Annotated in this window: 9 protein-coding genes; all 9 read right to left on the bottom strand. The window is 43.6% G+C overall.

Features of this window, described 5'->3' with window-relative positions:
* Positions 1-36: 36 nt before the first annotated feature.
* Positions 37-1,446 carry a RagB/SusD family nutrient uptake outer membrane protein gene (locus R2R28_RS11960; protein ID WP_316825919.1) on the bottom strand — a complete coding sequence of 470 codons (1,410 nt, stop codon included), beginning with the start codon at positions 1,444-1,446 and terminating at the stop codon, positions 37-39.
* A 9-nt stretch (positions 1,447-1,455) separates the two neighbouring features.
* On the bottom strand, positions 1,456-5,010 hold the full coding sequence (locus tag R2R28_RS11955; RefSeq protein ID WP_316825918.1) for a SusC/RagA family TonB-linked outer membrane protein: 3,555 nt from the start codon (positions 5,008-5,010) through the stop codon (positions 1,456-1,458).
* 238 nt (positions 5,011-5,248) lie between these two features.
* A complete protein-coding gene (locus R2R28_RS11950; RefSeq protein ID WP_316825917.1) occupies positions 5,249-6,379 on the bottom strand; it encodes a FecR family protein in 1,131 nt (376 codons plus the stop codon).
* Positions 6,380-6,885: 506 nt separating this feature from the next.
* Positions 6,886-7,536 carry an RNA polymerase sigma-70 factor gene (locus R2R28_RS11945; protein ID WP_316825916.1) on the bottom strand — a complete coding sequence of 217 codons (651 nt, stop codon included), beginning with the start codon at positions 7,534-7,536 and terminating at the stop codon, positions 6,886-6,888.
* A gap of 330 nt (positions 7,537-7,866) precedes the next feature.
* Complete coding sequence (locus tag R2R28_RS11940; RefSeq protein ID WP_316825915.1) at positions 7,867-9,030, bottom strand: TlpA disulfide reductase family protein; 1,164 nt, start codon at positions 9,028-9,030, stop codon at positions 7,867-7,869.
* Positions 9,031-9,277: 247 nt separating this feature from the next.
* On the bottom strand, positions 9,278-10,654 hold the full coding sequence (locus R2R28_RS11935) for a RagB/SusD family nutrient uptake outer membrane protein (RefSeq protein ID WP_316825914.1): 1,377 nt from the start codon (positions 10,652-10,654) through the stop codon (positions 9,278-9,280).
* An 11-nt stretch (positions 10,655-10,665) separates the two neighbouring features.
* The gene (locus tag R2R28_RS11930) at positions 10,666-14,214 is read right to left on the bottom strand and encodes a SusC/RagA family TonB-linked outer membrane protein (protein WP_316825913.1); all 3,549 of its coding nucleotides are present in this window, start codon (positions 14,212-14,214) and stop codon (positions 10,666-10,668) included.
* Positions 14,215-14,578: 364 nt separating this feature from the next.
* Entirely contained in the window at positions 14,579-15,694 is a 1,116-nt protein-coding gene (locus R2R28_RS11925; protein ID WP_316825912.1) for a FecR family protein, read from the bottom strand.
* 113 nt (positions 15,695-15,807) lie between these two features.
* Positions 15,808-16,389 (bottom strand): RNA polymerase sigma-70 factor, encoded by a 582-nt coding sequence (locus R2R28_RS11920; protein ID WP_316825911.1) that lies wholly within the window; start codon positions 16,387-16,389, stop codon positions 15,808-15,810.
* Positions 16,390-16,424 lie beyond the last annotated feature (35 nt).

Below are 16,424 nucleotides of genomic sequence, written 5' to 3'. Positions count from 1 at the left end.
TTTAAATAATTTATTGAGTTTATTGAGTTTAATGTTCTATTGGTTTTGTGGCATGTCAGGATTGTACCCTAAAATATTTAAAGGTATTTTCAAGACATATCTTGGATCATTGGGCTGCAGGGTTTCAAATACATTGCCATTAGCATCATACCTGTTCACAGCGGGCATTTTGCCTTCTGATGACAAACGGCGCATATCCAGCCAGCGTACCCCTCCGAACGGCAGTTCAAAAAGCCTTTCGTCTGTAATTTTTTGTAGTATGGCCGCCTGGTCTCCGGACTGAAATGCAGCATAACCTGTAGGGGAAAATCTATTTTTGCGTACATCATCAAGTTGCTGCAAAGCGGTTGTAAGGTCACCCGAACGTACAGCCCCTTCCGCAATGATCAGTTTCATCTCTGCAACTGAAGTCCCTATGTTGGCATTACCGGCCATGTTCGGGCTGGTGGTCGAAGCAAGATAGGCATAGCAGTAATTTATAGTTCCCCGTTTAGGGTTAGCAGATAAAGTCGACTTATTGATATCTTTAATAAAGTAGGATCTCAGATCACCCGCAGCAAAGGATTGCGCAAAAGAAAGTGTTACGGGCACCGTTGCAACATTCGACATAGCACCTGCCCCACGTGCATAAATTACGTCTTTACGTGTAACCAGGGCTGGCCAGTTGGGAAATCCTGTAGCAGTGATGACGCCTGCATTATAATCCAGCATCATTAGGCTAGGGGCCTGCAAGGAAAGCTCTGCATATTTGCGGGCATTTGCATAATCACGCATATAGAAATAGACACGGGCAAGCATGCTGTTAGCAGCCGCCACTGAACCCCGGAAGCGGTTGGTGGCATTATCGGCCGGCAGGGATGCCAAAGCCATGTTCAGGTCAGCGATGATATTTTCATATGCCTGTTTTACAGTGCTTCTGGGCGGGGTTATGGTAACGATGTCCGAAGAGGATACGAAAGGAACACTCAGATCCTGGTCTGCGGTAGACGGGTTATAAATTTTACCATATAAATTAACCAGGTAAAAGTATTCGTGGGCCCGGCCCAGAAGCGCCTCAGCTTTGAGTTTCTGTTTTTCCTGTGCGCTACCACCCTGGGCATTATCAATGCCGTTTATCACCGCATTATAGTAATAAATAATATTGTAAAAATTAGACCATATACTCGGAGTAAGTGTCGGGTCCTCAAATTGAAGTGCCCAGCGGTACTGCAGATCGGTAACGGTGATGCTATTGAGGTTATAAGGATGAATGTCATAGATATCCGAAAAACGATAAAGGGTATAAACATGAGTTTCATAGGTTAAGGCCTGACTGTTTAGCCACAGGTCATAGTCCTTTACGGTTTGTAGCAATTGCTTTCCTTTTGGTTCTACATCCAAAAACTTATCGCAACCTGTTACCAGGAATATGGCCAGTACTGCGATGTATTGATATATATATTTCATGGTTGTGAATTAAAAATTAGTAAATATCCCAATGGTATAGGTAGGCGTCAAATAGTTTTTAGTGAATGAACCTGTCGCCTGACTCCAGTTATACCGGTTAAAACCAGTTGTATAAACATTAGTGGCCTGCAGTTTAACTTCAAAAGTGTTGAATCCGAGATTTTTAATAAACTTTGTACTTGCCAGGTTATAGGAGGCGGTCAGATCGCCTAAAGTTAAATAAGCACCGTTAACGGTATAAGAATCCAAATAAGGTGTTACATATAAATAATTAACAGCTAATATTCCGGTGCCGGTACCCATTACTGCATTTGGATTGAGTTCATCACCCGGCTTTTGCCAAAAATTTTCGGCTCCTGTTATTGGCCGTACAACACCTGGCGTAGGGTAAGGCACCCGTACATTGAAACCGCTGTAAAAATTTACCATGGCATAGAAATAAAAATTACCGATATCTACCCTGTTGCTCAGCCCACAATTATATTTGGGAATATAACTGCCCTGATCTGTAAAATAATTCAGGCCGGGATTGATATTGGTGTTGAGCCGCACGGCATTACCATTGGCATCATAAACTAAGGGGACGCCCGCATTGTCAAGACCTGCAGAACGAAGACTGAACAGCTGGCCTAAAGGATAACCTTTTATATAACCAGCGGCCATTTGGTTAAGCAGTACCGGGGGTGAACCACTGCTATAAGAAGCGCTTTGGTAAATATCAAGTACTTTACTGGTATTACGGGCCAATGAAAACCCGGTATTCCAGTTGAAGTTTGCTGAACTCATCCAATCTGCGTTCAAGTTAAACTCTATACCCTTATTCCGAACACTGGCCTGATTGATTAAAGCACTGGCAACGCCTCGCGTCGCATCTATTTGTGTATTGCCCAAAAGATCCTCACTTGTTTTGATATAATAGTCGATACTGCCATTGATCCTGCTTAAAAAGCTATAATCCACTCCTACATTAAAGTTATTTGTCTTTTCCCAGCGCAGGCCGCTATTGGCCGGGGTCAACAAATTAAGCGCACTCGAGGGAGGTGTGGTTAACTGATTAATTGCCGCTGCTGCAACAATCTGCGGTAAACTGGTTTTCGCAATATTGCCGCTAAGACCTTCTGCTATTCTTAATTTAAATGAGGTGATCCAATCTAAGTTCTGCATGAAATTTTCCTTGTCAATGTTCCATGCAGCACCAATCGACCAGAGTGGCTTATACCGGTATTTGGGATCCTGGCCAAACAGGTTTGACTGATCCATCCTGATACTCCCCGTCACTGAGTATCTGTCCATAAAAGCATATACCATGTTGAAGTAACCTGATACAAAACGGTCGTCGGTATACTGCTGGCTAAAAAGCTGCGCATAGGTTAAACTTGGATTAAGGAGAAAGGCGCCTGAATTGTAGGTAACTACTTTATTGTAATCTACCGGCTGGGAGATGAGTGTTTGATCGTTATAGCCAAAAAACGGTGCAGATGAAGACTGGTTAACTAAACGTCTTAATTCAAAACCTGCTATTGCATTAATAGAATGGTTGCTTCCAATGCGCTTGTTATAATCCAACTGGGCACGTGCGGTAAAGCTTGTCAGGCGTGAATCTGTTTCCTGAAGATAGCCACCGATTGGAATATTGAGCGTTAAAGGATTGGTACCAGCATTTGCATATTTATTAATGTACTGCCTTACCACCGAGGAGTTGGATGAGGCAAGGTACCGCTGGTTGGTAACAGACCTTTCATACACGCTGCCAAGGCCTAAATTAAAACCACTCCCTAACACATATTTAAAATTAGCAGTGATCCGGTTGTCTATCGTATGCGTATTTGTTTCAATTTCATTCATATCTACCAATGGATAATATTTGTTATCCAAATAACCCATCGCTTTTTGATTGTTATTGTGCACTTCATTTGTGTTTGAGCCTGTATATGTTGAAACGGGGTTACTATTAGCATCCTCAAAACGTTCAAATGGATAAAACTGGTTAATATCCGGCACCGGTGCACCCTTAGCGGACCTGTCAAGATATTCTGTTGTCAGCTCGAATGAGAGTTTTTTAGTGAAGTTAAAAGTGGTACGCCCGCTTAACTGCAATTGTCTGTTACTATTGTTTTTCTGGTTAAGTTCATTACCCAGATAATTACCTGTAAAATAATACAAAGCCTTATCTGTACCCCCGCTTATATTCATATTATACTGATGGGCAAACGCATTCCTGGTAAATAAACGTTCATAATCTTCTGTGTTATTATAGGAGTTTAACTCCAAAAGCTGTTGTTCCATCTGACTTTGGGTAATGGTACCTGCATCTCTCTGAAAAATAATCGCCATGACTGGATTTATGCCAATACCATATTGATAATAAGAAGCTTGGCTACTTGCTGATGTGGGTGCAAGAAGCTTTGCATAATTTGAATAAGTATCTGTAGGCGCCCAGCGGTACCCACTATAGTCTTCTTTTGGCTTCATGCTAACGGTGCTGCGAAAAGCAAAACGGGTATTTCCCAGGTTAGCCTGCTTACGTTGTATAACAATAACCCCATTGGCAGCACGCACACCGTATATTGCCGCTGCAGCCGCATCTTTCAGGATGGTTACTGAGCCAATTTCATTAGGGTTGATATCGCTTAAGGATAGTTCTGTAGGGTACCCGTCAAGTACAATAAGGGGGTTCTGGTTCCCTGTAATCGTCGAAATCCCCCGGATGTTGAACATGCCGTTTTTACTCGTTACGTTATAGGTACTGCTGGTAAATTTCACATCGGGATTAATGACCAGTCCCGGCATTTTATTAACTAAACCTGATAAGAAATCTGTACTGATACGGGATTCATATTCCTTAGTCGAAATTGTATTTGTAGCCCCTGTAACCTGGGTGGGCTTAATGCGTTGATATCCCGTAGATATAGCCACTTCTTTGAGGTCGCTGATGACTGTATTCAACTTGATCTCTAATGGCATGACTGCATCTTTCAAGCTGACTTCCGAAGATATATATCCGATGTAGGAGATTATCAATACGGCGTTTTCATCCACATCTGCCAAAAAGAATTCACCCTTTTCATTGCACCTGGCTGTTTTGTTAGTCCCCTTAATCTTTATGGTCGCTCCCGCCAGTATTTCGTTATTCTCTCCAATGACCTTCCCCCTGATATCGACTGCGTTGATCTGCGTAATAAGATTTTCGAGAAAGGTGGGTTTCTCTTTTCTGGTAATGGACACTGTTTTGCCATCTATATCATATTTAAGGGCAAGCCCTTTAAAGACATTGTTCAAAGCTTCTTCGAGCGTCACATCTGTAACTGCGACAGACACCCGTTGGTTATTCAGTATGATCCTGTTATCATAGAAAATATCATAGCCGCTCTGCTTTCTGATCTCTTTAAGCACCGCTTTAACAGAAGCATCTGGAAGGTTTAGGGTAATGCGCTGGCCAAAGGTGGATGCGCTGACCTGCATAAGGGATGCTATTAATATAACGGTAGTTAAGCGCATAATTAGCAATATTTTATAGTATAGCCAATTTGGCATACTGAATTTCTTCGTATAAATTGTATACATTTACGTAAAGTTTGGTTCTGTGCATCCTGCCTCTAGCGGTCGAAAACTTGTGGCATGCTGCGGTTAAATAGTTGATATTTATATTGATTGTCCAAACACAAACCAGGGGTGCTTCACTTCTGGTTTGTTTGTATTTTAGGTTTCCTGTTATAGCTGTCCTGTTATCTCCTTAAATGGGTTAATGGTAAACAAATCGGTTAATTCTGTTTTTATAGGAGATGATATTTTCGCATAAAGATTATCGGGACACATATAGTTTTTTCCCTTCCAATTTGAAATGTACAAAACCTGATTTCTCAATCAGCTTCAGTACATCTGACAATTTATTATCCCTGGAAATCCAGCCTCCGGTTTCTACACCATCAGGTACGCCACTTTCATAAATGACTTCGAGATCATACCACCGGCCGATTTTGCGCATAGCCTGCCTGAAGTCCAATCCTTCCAGGTTAAAGTCTCCGTCTTTCCAATCGATGATATTCTCGATATTGGCCTTAGCTACCTTAATCGTGGAACCATTACTGACAGCCTGAAAACCCGGTTTGAGTATCTGCTGGCTTCCTCCAGAACTGATCTTAACTGAACCTTCCACCAAAGTGGTAGCAATAGCAGCCTCATCCGGGTAGGCGTTGATGTTAAAATGTGTCCCCAAAACCTCTACCTCCTGTTTTTTCGTGATGACAATAAAGGGATGTGACTTATCCTTGGCAATTTCAAAATATCCTTCGCCCGTTAAGGAAACGCGTCTGATTTCTGCTTTGGCAAAACTGGTAGGATACTTTAACGAAGATGCTGCGTTCAAAAACACGGTAGAGCCGTCAGGTAGGCGCACCTGAGTATGCTCACCGCGTGCAGTAGTCAGGGTATTAAATTCCTGGGGGGCAGTTTGAGTATCAGTCACCTGATAGATAATCTGCCCATCTTTGTCTTTGAATATCTTTACGCCGGATTGGCTTGCAATCTTTCCAGCTAAAGCATCTTTAATCAAGATCCTTTCTCCATTTGCCAATGTCAATGTAGCCCCCAGTTTTCCAGGGTCGATGTCATTTGTGTATTTACTGATGAACTGCTGATCCTTTCCAGCAGTATTGAAGCTGTAGTAAAAAAGACCCGCACTGATGATAAGGATCACGGCAGCGGCGGCAACCAACCGGGGCCACAGGAAAATCTGTGCAGGCGCAGCGGGTATCATCAAAGGCAGGTCCAGACGGATGCGCTGAGAGATCATTTCAACCTCATCCTCGGTCAGTCTTGGTTTTTCTGCAGCAGATTCCCTTAGGTACCAGGTTTCCAGCAATGCGGTTTCCTCCAGGGTCAGCCTCCCCTTTTTGTATTTATCTAATAATGCGTTTACCTGCTGTTGATTCATTCGCTTGTAAGCAAAGATTTTTATCCTTCACATACACATGACGGTTATGATATGCCTGCGTTATAGATTTTTTATAAAAAAAGTAAATAAGATGGTTTTTACATGCCAGTGGCTATTTTTACATGCCTGATGCACATAGCTTTGTTTTCGTAGAATACCTAAAAAGATTTTTTGCCACATAATAAATGGGCTAACAAACGCACGTCCCTAACTTTGCCATTCACAACAATACATAGCATCCCTATTACAATTTGGCAATTTACACCGACAGTACCAAAGTCCCAATGCACTAAGTAGCATAAAGCATTCACAACCATCAAAATTTCGGGCGACCTTTAAAAAAATTAGGGCAGCGCTAGTTTGTTTAAGCGGTGGCGGACAGTCTTTTCTGTGGTAATGGCATAATCTATTGAAACAATGACAGATCTGTTTGATAATGGTATCCTATAAAAATCAAATGGCTCTTTCTCCGTGCGGGACACCCAACCCCTATGATGTGGCGGTAATCAGAGCAACCAAAAAACGTGCAGATAGGAAGCAATTTTCAGCTTCAGGATTTTAATGGCGTTATGTACCTGGAGCTTGGCTGTCTGATCGGATATGTTCAGACGCTCACCGATTTCCTTATAACCCAGTTCATCCTTACGGCTCAAGAGAAAAACCTCGCGCATCTTCCTTGGTAAAGCTGCGATCTCCCTTTCAATCAGCTCGGCCAGCTCTCGTTCACGCAGGCCCGCATCCGAAATGCTATGGCCCTCCTCCATAAAGCGCCCAATTGCATCGGTATAGCGGGCAACGACCTTTTGATGGGATAGCAGGTCGAAGACGCGGTTTCTTACCGCAGTATAGAGGTAAGCAGAGAGGGAGGATTTAAAAACCAAACCCGACCGTTTTTGCCACAGGATCAGGAAAATATCCTGGACCAGGTCGCCTGCCTCATCACTGGACTGTAAAAGATGGAAGGCATGTTTGATCAGTAGTTTGTTGTAACGCTCAAAAATCTCGGTATAGGCTTGCTGATCTCCGTCACGAAGCATTTCTGCCAGTTGCCGGTCAGTTAAATTGTTATATATAGCACTACCCGTACCCATTTGAGCTATTATAAAATGTAAGTTAGCAAGGAATTGATTTAATATAAAGTTAACAAACTTTGGCATAAAAAACCTTTTTTTTGCGCCCCTGATAACAGATCGACAGAATCAAAACCGCGATACCTAATTACTTCCCAAGGCGATAGTAATAAAAATGACTTCCCGGAACGCTGAATATATGAAAAGGACCAGGTTTTTAAAGTATCAATGATACCCACACGACGCCATCCTGTCTGCTACCATAAAAAAAGCGGCCTATCAGTCCGGGAAACTGATAAGCCGCTTTGCTAAATAATCAATACTGCCTGAGGGTGCCTTTATCCCTCACAACCTGCCTATATAGAAGGATCTCTACAGACAAGCCGCTCTGACCTCAGTCAATAATCACGGACAAATTTAATTTAAGTATTTCTCAAGTGCTTTATTCAAAGCTTCTCCGCGGAGGTTAGTTGCTATAATCTGGCCTTTGGGGTCAATCAGGAAATTTTGTGGTATCCCAGTAACCGCATAAAGTTTGGCAGCTTCATTTTTCCAGCCTTTGAGGTCTGAGACCTGTGGCCAGATCAGCCCATCTTTCTTAATCGCTTCGTTCCAGGCATTTTTTGCAGATTCATTATCAAGTGAAACGCCTAAAATTTCAAAATTTTTGTCATGGTATTTCGCATAAGCTTTAACGACATTTGGATTTTCTGCGCGGCACGGGGCACACCAGCTTGCCCAGAAATCAATCAGTACGTACTTACCCCTAAACGAAGAGAGTTTCACTGGATTGCCGTTCACATCATTCTGTGAAAAATCAGGGGCTGGTTTACCTGCTGATACAACCATTTCCTTAGCAAGCTGATCAGATTTTGTCTGTAGTTTGGTTAATGCCTCTGTTCTTATCGTACTCTTTTCATTTACGCTACTAAGTATGGTAATCAATGAGTCTGTTCTACCTTTGTCAACTGATCTATTGCTTGAAAGGTTGTTGGCTAGCAATGGTGTCAATGGTGAGGTAGGATGCTGTTTAATAAACGTATAATAGGCATCCGGTAAATATGCAGCTTCCTGCTGGTATTTTTTATTCGCCTGGACCCTCACGGAATTGCGTGTAAGGAAAAACGGCGATTTTGCTGTTTCCAACCAATCTCTCATTGCCCGGCTACTTTTTTCAGCGAGCTGCTTATATTGACGATCCGCCTCAGCTGATGCCCCGGTTTCAGTAACGTTATACATGAAACCATCAGAAACCACATTGGTTTCCCCCTTGACAATGATCAGGTCCGCCTGAATGTCAAGGTGTTGCCGAGCTGCCATCATCTCGGGTTCCGGTCCGAAGGCTAAGGTAAACGGAATAGCATCATTGCCTATTTCACCTGTAAACTTATAAGTCCCATTGACCACATCTGAACTGTCCACTTTTTTACTTTCATATTTTGGATATATCAAAAACACCTTATCTGGCATAGGTTTAACGTTTTTCAAAACACCGTTGATAACAAATCTGGATACATTCTGTGCGGATACAGCATTGCAGGACACTACAAGGAGAGCGAGCGCAATGGATAGTTTTTTCATCGTACTTTTCATTTTACTTTTATTTAGTTTTAAGATTTTATTGATTAACATACTGGTTATGGAAAAACCAGTCGGTTTACGAGAAAGCAGATCACTTTTATTGCCCTGCTGCCAATAGCTGTAGGGGCGATAGACGCTTAAAAAAAGCGTCTCCTTTCTATGACATTGTTTACCCCCGTTTATCGGTACGGTTCGCAACATCCATTTATTCTGCCAGGTTTTTTTAACACGGTTTTTCCTTAGGGATCTAACGTGTGTTCTGCCAGCCGGGATTAAAATAACGCACCTCATCGGGTATCTGCAGCGTATATTTTACACTCTTCGGCGGTAAAGTGGCAATCACCCTATTCGCTGCATCATAGCGGTTTACCGTTGGCATACGGCCCTCTTTATCGAGCCTGCGCATATCAAACCACCGCATACCGTTAAAGGTCAGTTCAAATTTTCTTTCCGTCAATATTTTTTCGAGGACCTCTTCCTGGTCCCCCGACTGGAATGCCTGGTAAACGGCAGTCGGGAAACGGCGCTTCCGGATGGCGTCAAGCTGCTGCAGCGCCGTAGCAAGATCTCCGCTCCGGACTGCGGCTTCCGCAATAATTAAGCGCATTTCGCCAACAGAAGTACCCCAATTGGCATAGGCAGTCGCGGAGGGCACGCCGGCTGGGCGAAACGTTACCTGGTTCCTGGCTGTTGGATTATTGTTGCCTGACGGACTGAAAAAGTATTTTAGACGCAGATCATTTTTATCGAATGACTTGACAAATTCAACAGTAGGTATTTCGGTTGTACCAAACGATACAGCTATTCTGGCATAGAGTGCATCAGGGCGGATCACCAGATAGGAAAAGTTCGCTGAGCTGGTAATGGTATTGTAGTCGATCATTTCGCGGCCTGCCCTATCCAGCGCAATCTGCGCATACTTTGCCGCCTCGCTATAATTACGCATGTAGAAGTACACACGGGCAAGTACGCTATAACCCGCTGCCACTGAACCCCTGTAGCGGTTGGTGGGATTATCGGCCGGCAGATTAGGAAGGGCGGCATTCAAATCCGCGAAGATGTGGTCATAGATAACCTTCACCGTGCTCGGGTCGGGTACCTGGTCGGATACGTCGTTTGACAGGGTGAACGGAACAGCAATATCACTGGCAGCGGTAAGCGCATCATATGGCTTGCCATACAAATTTACCAGGTAAAAGTACTCGAACGCCCGGCCAAGTAGTGCTTCTGCTTTCAATGTTGCTTTTTGCTGTTCGGTACCGCCAGTCGCCTGGTCGATACCCAGTAGTACCGTATTAAAATAGTTAATGGACTGATAATGGTTTTTCCAGATCAGCGGATCGGCGTTTACTGTCGTTGGATTAAACTGATCGGCCCAGGTGTAGATGTTATCATTAACCGATACCACTGGATCGGGAATAACGGGATTGTCTACGTTGTCGGCCAGCAGATTGATTTCCCGCGCCAATGAGCCTTCCAGTAGTACATTATTCAGCCACTTATCGTAGTCTGTAACCGTAGAGAGCAATTGTACACCCCTAGGCTCCACCTCCAGGAACTTGTTACAGGCCATCACTGGTAACAATAACAAAAGAACCAGTGTATATTGATTAAATCGTTTCATATTAAAATTGATTAAAAATTGGTAAATAGGGCAATAGCATAAGTAGGGGTAATATAACCTTTGGCATACGACCCCATTGCAGCACTGTAGTTATACCTGTTCAAGGCAACGGTATACAGGTTGGACGCCTGCAGCTTGATTTCGAAATTACTGAAGCCGGCTTTTTTTATCCAGGGGCTGTTGCGTAAATTGTAAGATAATGTTACATCGCCCAGCGTAAAATAATCGCCATCAACAATATACTGATCAGAAAAAGCCAGAACAGTTGCTGTCAAAGCTGATGCTGCAATGGAAGGCAGCATACCGGGTATGTTTTCATCACCGGGCTGTTTCCAGTAGTTAGCAGCCCCTTCCAGTGGGCGCGGGTCGGTCATACTTGGAGCAGGTACCCGTACTTTAAATCCACCATAGTAGTTGATCATGCAATACGCATAGAAATTACCTATATCTACACGGTTACTAAGGCCGGCACTTATGGCTGGAATAGAGCTTCCGGCAAATTCTAAATCGTTAATTCCTCCATTCGGCGTTCCGGGACGTTTGGCATTACCGTTGATATCATAAATAAGCGGATAACCCTGCGCGTCAAGGCCTGCATAACGGTAATTGAAAACCGCGTTTACCGGATAACCTTTCAGGTAAGCTACATTGCTGCCCGCAAGATAATTCCCAGCGGAACTGGCAGGTGTAAGGGCGCTGTACACTTCCAGCACCCTACTCTTATTTTGCGAGAGTACCAGCCCGGTGTTCCAGTTGAAACTGCGCCGTGAAATCCAGTCCGCCTGAAGGTCAAATTCCATACCTTTATTTCGGAGCGAACCCTGGTTGATCATCGCCACTGTACCTCCCCTGGTAGCATCAATCCTGGTATTCGCCAGAAGATCAGTACTGTACTTCTCATAATAATCAATGTGGCCGGTAATGCCGCGAAACAGGCTGTAATCAATACCAAAGTTGTGGTTGCGCGTCTGTTCCCATCTTAACTGCCCATTGGCATATGAGAACAGGCTTAATGACACAATGTTGGGTACAATGAAATTATTCAAACTGGACTGGGCAATGGTCTGCGGCAATGCATTCCTGGCTATATTGCCGTTAAAACCGGTGGCCGCGCGCAGTTTCAAACTCTTTATCCAGGTAATGTCACGGATAAACGATTCTCTATCCATGTTCCAGGCTGCGCCTACCGACCACAGTGGTTTATAACGGTATTTGGGATCGGTACCAAACAGGTTTGACTGATCGACCCGGATACTGCCTGTCAGGGAATATCTACTCCTAAAGGAATAAACCAGATTGGAATAGCCCGACACATACCGGTTATCAGTGGAAGTCTGTTTGAAGAGATTGGCAGGACTTAATCCAACATTGGCCCTTCCAAATTCCGGAACAGCGGTGCTGCTCAAGAACTGCAGATTAACCGACTGCTGCAGTAAATTCTGATCATTGTAGCCGAAATAGGCTGAGGAGCTTGACTGATCTGTTAAGCGGCGCACTTCGGTGCCCAAAATCACATTCAACATATGGTCTTTAGCGATCCTGTTATCATAATTCAACTGAGCTCGTCCGGTAATGCTAAGGGTTCGGCCAAAGCTTTGCTGCAAAAAGTCACCGGCAGGAACATTAAATACAATTTTGCCGTCAGAACCGGTCGTTGCATAGCGGTTCATAGCCTGGCGTACCTCGGCAGACTGCTCAGTGACATAATGCCGGTGCTGTAGCTGGGTGTTTTCATAGATACCACCAAATGTAACATTGAAGCCATGACCAAGCACATATTTAAAATTAGTTGTGAACCGGTTGATCACCGACCTGTCCTTATCGCTCACCTCGTTCAGCTCCTGCAAGGGATAATACATGTTATCTTTTGCTCCCCTTGCCATTTCCATGACGTTTCCTTCTGAAATATTCCTAGATAAAGTAGCTGTAAAAAGTGGTGCACCGGTACTGCTGTCCTGGAACCGCTCATAAGAGTAGAATGAGTTAAGATCGGTTACAGGTGCGGTATTGGTATGCACCTGCTGATAATCCGTAGTTAGTTCCAATGAGAACCGGGGCGAGAAATTAAAAGTGGAGCGGGCAGATAACATCATCCGGTCGTTGTCGTTGTTTTTTTTCGCTAGTGAACTATTGTTGTAATTGGCTGTAATGTAATAGAGTGCCTTTTCTGTACCACCTGAAAAATTAAAATTATATGCCTTTGTGGTAGGGTTCTGCAGGAACAGTCTTCCGTAATCCTCGGCATTGTTGTAAGCAGCATAGTCCGCAAACTGCTGGTTAGCCTGCTCTGCTGTGATGATACCCGCACCCTGTTTTGCCAAGGTAATTCCAACAGGAGGTACGCCATATAATAAATACCCAAGTCCACTGGGTATATATGCTGACCAGGTTGTCGAACTTGCTGCATATGATCTGTAATTATACCGTTGATAATCCACAGTCGTATTCGATGCTTTTTCCCAGCGGTAACGGCTATAGTCATCTTTGGGCGTTAGCGATGTCGTTGCCCGGAAGGTGAACTGCGTTTTACCCACCATGGCCTGCTTGCGTTCGATCACAATTACGCCGTTAGATGCCCGCACACCGTAAACAGTGGCTGCCGCTGCATCCTTTAATACCGTAACGGTTTTGATCTCGTTGGGATCGATCATATCCAGCGTAAGATCCGTCGGATAACCATCCACCACGATCAGCGGGCTTTTATTCCCGTTGATGGTGGAAAGTCCTCTGATCTGAAACAGGTTGTTCCCTTCAAACTGGATGTCGTTATTGATCATCACCCCGGGCAGTCTGTTCGCCAGGCCGGATAAAAAATTGGTACTGATGCGCGATTCATAATCTTTAGTGGTAATTACCGATATCGCACCGGTAGTCTGTTCCGGCCGGATTCGCTGATAACCCGTATTGATCGACACCCCTACTTCCTCCAAATCGCCCACGGCAACTTCCATCAGGACACTCCCGAGATTTTTTGAAGCCTTAACCTCTTTTGCTGCATATCCGGTATAGGTAAGCACCAAAATGCTTCCCTCTTCCACATTGGCTAAAATAAATTCCCCATTGGCATTGGTCTTAACAGACCTGTTCTTTCCTTTAACTACTATTGTAGCTCCTTCCAGCGGCACGCCCTTCTCATCTAATATTTTTCCACGGACATCAATATCCACGAACGCAGATATTAACCTATCTATAAAGGATGATTCCTTCTGTTTTACAATAACCACTTTGTTATTGATCTCATAAGAAAATGGCTGTCCCCCGAAAATCTGCTCCAACACATCTTCGACTTCAGCACTCTTGACGCTAATACTCACCGGCTTGGCGTTCTTGAGCAGATCATCTTTGTAAATAAAATTATAACCACTTTGGGATTTAATCGCCCTTAATACAGTGCTCAGCGTTGCATTTGTTTTGGACAGGCTGATCTTTTGTGCAAAGCCGGTGGCACTGACCTGCATGATGGCACTTATTAATAGCACGGTAGTTAATCGCATAATCAGCCATATTTTATGGATAAGACCTTTCGGTATACCCGGTTTGTTTGTTTGTTTGTTAAACATTTCATTTAGTTTGCGACAAAGACTTAGCAGCCAAATGAGTGACCGTCAATATTGCTTTCATGGGCAAGATTGCCTAAGTTTGTTTGTCTGGTTCATTGCAGTATGCCTTTGGTGTCCAAGCTGTGGGCATCTGCGGTTCAGTTGATTTTAGTATCAAGGCCAGTTATACCATTTCCCGACTACAATCGGGATCTGGTTTTTCGCTCTAACCTCTAACATTAGTACTCCAGAGGCCGATCTATGTAATCTCACCTCAGGTAAATTCAGCCTTAGCTTTTCTGTCGTATTGCTTTTCCCATATGTTTTTTTTAGTTAATAATCAATTAATTACACCTCGTAAATGAGTATTTTTATCGGCTGAATATTATTTTGATACATAAATTTTCCGTCCTTCAATCTTGAAATGGGCTGCGCCGGACTGCTCTAAAATCTGTAGCACCTTCGACACCCTGTCAAACCGCGATACACTGCCCGTATAGGTATCAGTGGTTTTTTCCATATTGTAGATTATCTCAACATCATACCAGCGTTCAACCATTTTCATGATGTTTTCGATATTTTGTTCGTGAAACATAAACTCATTGTTTTTCCAGGCCACTGCAAGTTGTGTATCTGCTTTGTCAACAGTTATTTTTCCATTATCCAAGGCCACTGACCGCTCACCTGGCCTGATCAGCTTAAAATCCAAAACATTTGAGACTTTTAAACTTCCTTCCAGCAAGGTCGTTTCAATGGCTTCACCCAGATAAGCATTTACATTAAAATGCGTTCCCAATACCTCCAGTTGCTGACCGTTGCTCTCCACGATAAAGGGATGTGCTTTGTCTTTGGCAATTTCAAAATAAGCTTCACCCGTCAAAGTCACATGCCGGATTGCCGTTTTCACAAAGCTTGTCGGATATTTCAGCGAAGAGGCAGCATTAAGAAAAACCAGGGAGCCATCAGGCAGGCGTACCTGGATCTGTTCTCCGCGCGAAGTAGATAGCGTATTGTACTCCAGCCCCCCGGATCCGGCTACCGTTACCTCATAAATGAGCTGTCCGTCAGCATTTTTTGAAATCTTTACGCCCAGCTGATGGGCAATGGTTCCAGACTGCAGCTCACTGATCAATATTTTTTGACCATTTGCAAGGGTCAGCGTAGCGCCCTGTTTTCCGGGAGCAACATCATTGGCGTATCTACTGCTTTCCTGTAGATCGCTTTCCGATGTTTTCATCTTATAAAAAAGACCTGCACCCAGTATGATGACCGCGACAGCCGCTGCCATCAATCGGGGCCGGAAGCTGAACTTTTTATAATGCAGCGGCAAACCTGCTCTTAATTTTGCAGAAAGCTCGGTTATTTCCTTTTGGCTCAGCCTGTTTTTCTCAACTGCAGCTTCTTTATTGTACCATTGTTCAAGCCTGAGTTTTTCGTGGGAACTGAGTGTACCGTTATTGTATTTTTCGATCAGTTCGCCAGCCTTTTGTGCGTTCATCATGTAGGTTCTGTTTAATGCTTTTGATGTACACATGACACCTTAAGCCATAGGGCGTTATAGATTTTAAATCAGCTACAACAAAAAATAGTCATAATCAACTGATTATCAATAAATTAAAATAAAACCATAATATGCAGATAATAACTCATTTTAATCCTCAAAGTTTTTACTGCATTATGTACCTGAAGCTTTGCGGTTTGGTCAGAGATGCCCAGACGTTCTGCAATTTCTTTATAACTCAGTTCGTCTTTCCTTCTAAGCAAAAATATTTCGCGCATTTTTGCAGGCAGATTATGAATTTCTTTTTCGATCAAGACGGTCAGTTCCTTCTCGATCATCTGTTCATCGGCTACCGGATGATTTTTTTTCATGAAACCTGCAAGGCTGTCGGCATAACGGTTGGCGACCTTTTGATGGGACAAGCGGTTAAAGACACGGTTCCTGGTTGCGGTGTACATATAGGCTGAAAGTGAAGTACTAAATACCAGCGTTTCCCTTCTTTGCCACAGCGATAAGAAAACATCCTGCACCAGGTCCAGCGCTTCGTCTTTATCCTGAAGGAGTTGAAAAGTATGCCGTAAGAGCAATCCATGGTAACGCTCAAAAATTTCAGTATAGGCAAACTGATCCCCGCCAAGAAACATTTCCGTTAGTTGCCGGTCCGTTAAGCAGCTATACTTGTTACCAGTACCCATTTGAACTATTTATAAATCTGGAAGTTAGATAAGGG

Source organism: Pedobacter miscanthi (genome assembly GCF_032678605.1).
Lineage (GTDB): Bacteria > Bacteroidota > Bacteroidia > Sphingobacteriales > Sphingobacteriaceae > Pedobacter > Pedobacter miscanthi_A.
The sequence above is the reverse complement of the archived record's forward strand: the minus strand, read 5'-3'. Positions and strand labels throughout refer to the sequence as shown.

Excerpts from the sequence above, each read along its gene's own strand:
- R2R28_RS11960 (WP_316825919.1), bottom strand. The coding sequence starts at position 1,446 with ATGAAATATATATATCAATACATCGCAGTACTGGCCATATTCCTGGTA.
- R2R28_RS11955 (WP_316825918.1), bottom strand. The coding sequence starts at position 5,010 with ATGTATACAATTTATACGAAGAAATTCAGTATGCCAAATTGGCTATAC.
- R2R28_RS11950 (WP_316825917.1), bottom strand. The coding sequence starts at position 6,379 with ATGAATCAACAGCAGGTAAACGCATTATTAGATAAATACAAAAAGGGG.
- R2R28_RS11945 (WP_316825916.1), bottom strand. The coding sequence starts at position 7,536 with ATGCCAAAGTTTGTTAACTTTATATTAAATCAATTCCTTGCTAACTTA.
- R2R28_RS11940 (WP_316825915.1), bottom strand. The coding sequence starts at position 9,030 with ATGAAAAAACTATCCATTGCGCTCGCTCTCCTTGTAGTGTCCTGCAAT.
- R2R28_RS11935 (WP_316825914.1), bottom strand. The coding sequence starts at position 10,654 with ATGAAACGATTTAATCAATATACACTGGTTCTTTTGTTATTGTTACCA.
- R2R28_RS11930 (WP_316825913.1), bottom strand. The coding sequence starts at position 14,214 with ATGTTTAACAAACAAACAAACAAACCGGGTATACCGAAAGGTCTTATC.
- R2R28_RS11925 (WP_316825912.1), bottom strand. The coding sequence starts at position 15,694 with ATGATGAACGCACAAAAGGCTGGCGAACTGATCGAAAAATACAATAAC.
- R2R28_RS11920 (WP_316825911.1), bottom strand. The coding sequence starts at position 16,389 with ATGGGTACTGGTAACAAGTATAGCTGCTTAACGGACCGGCAACTAACG.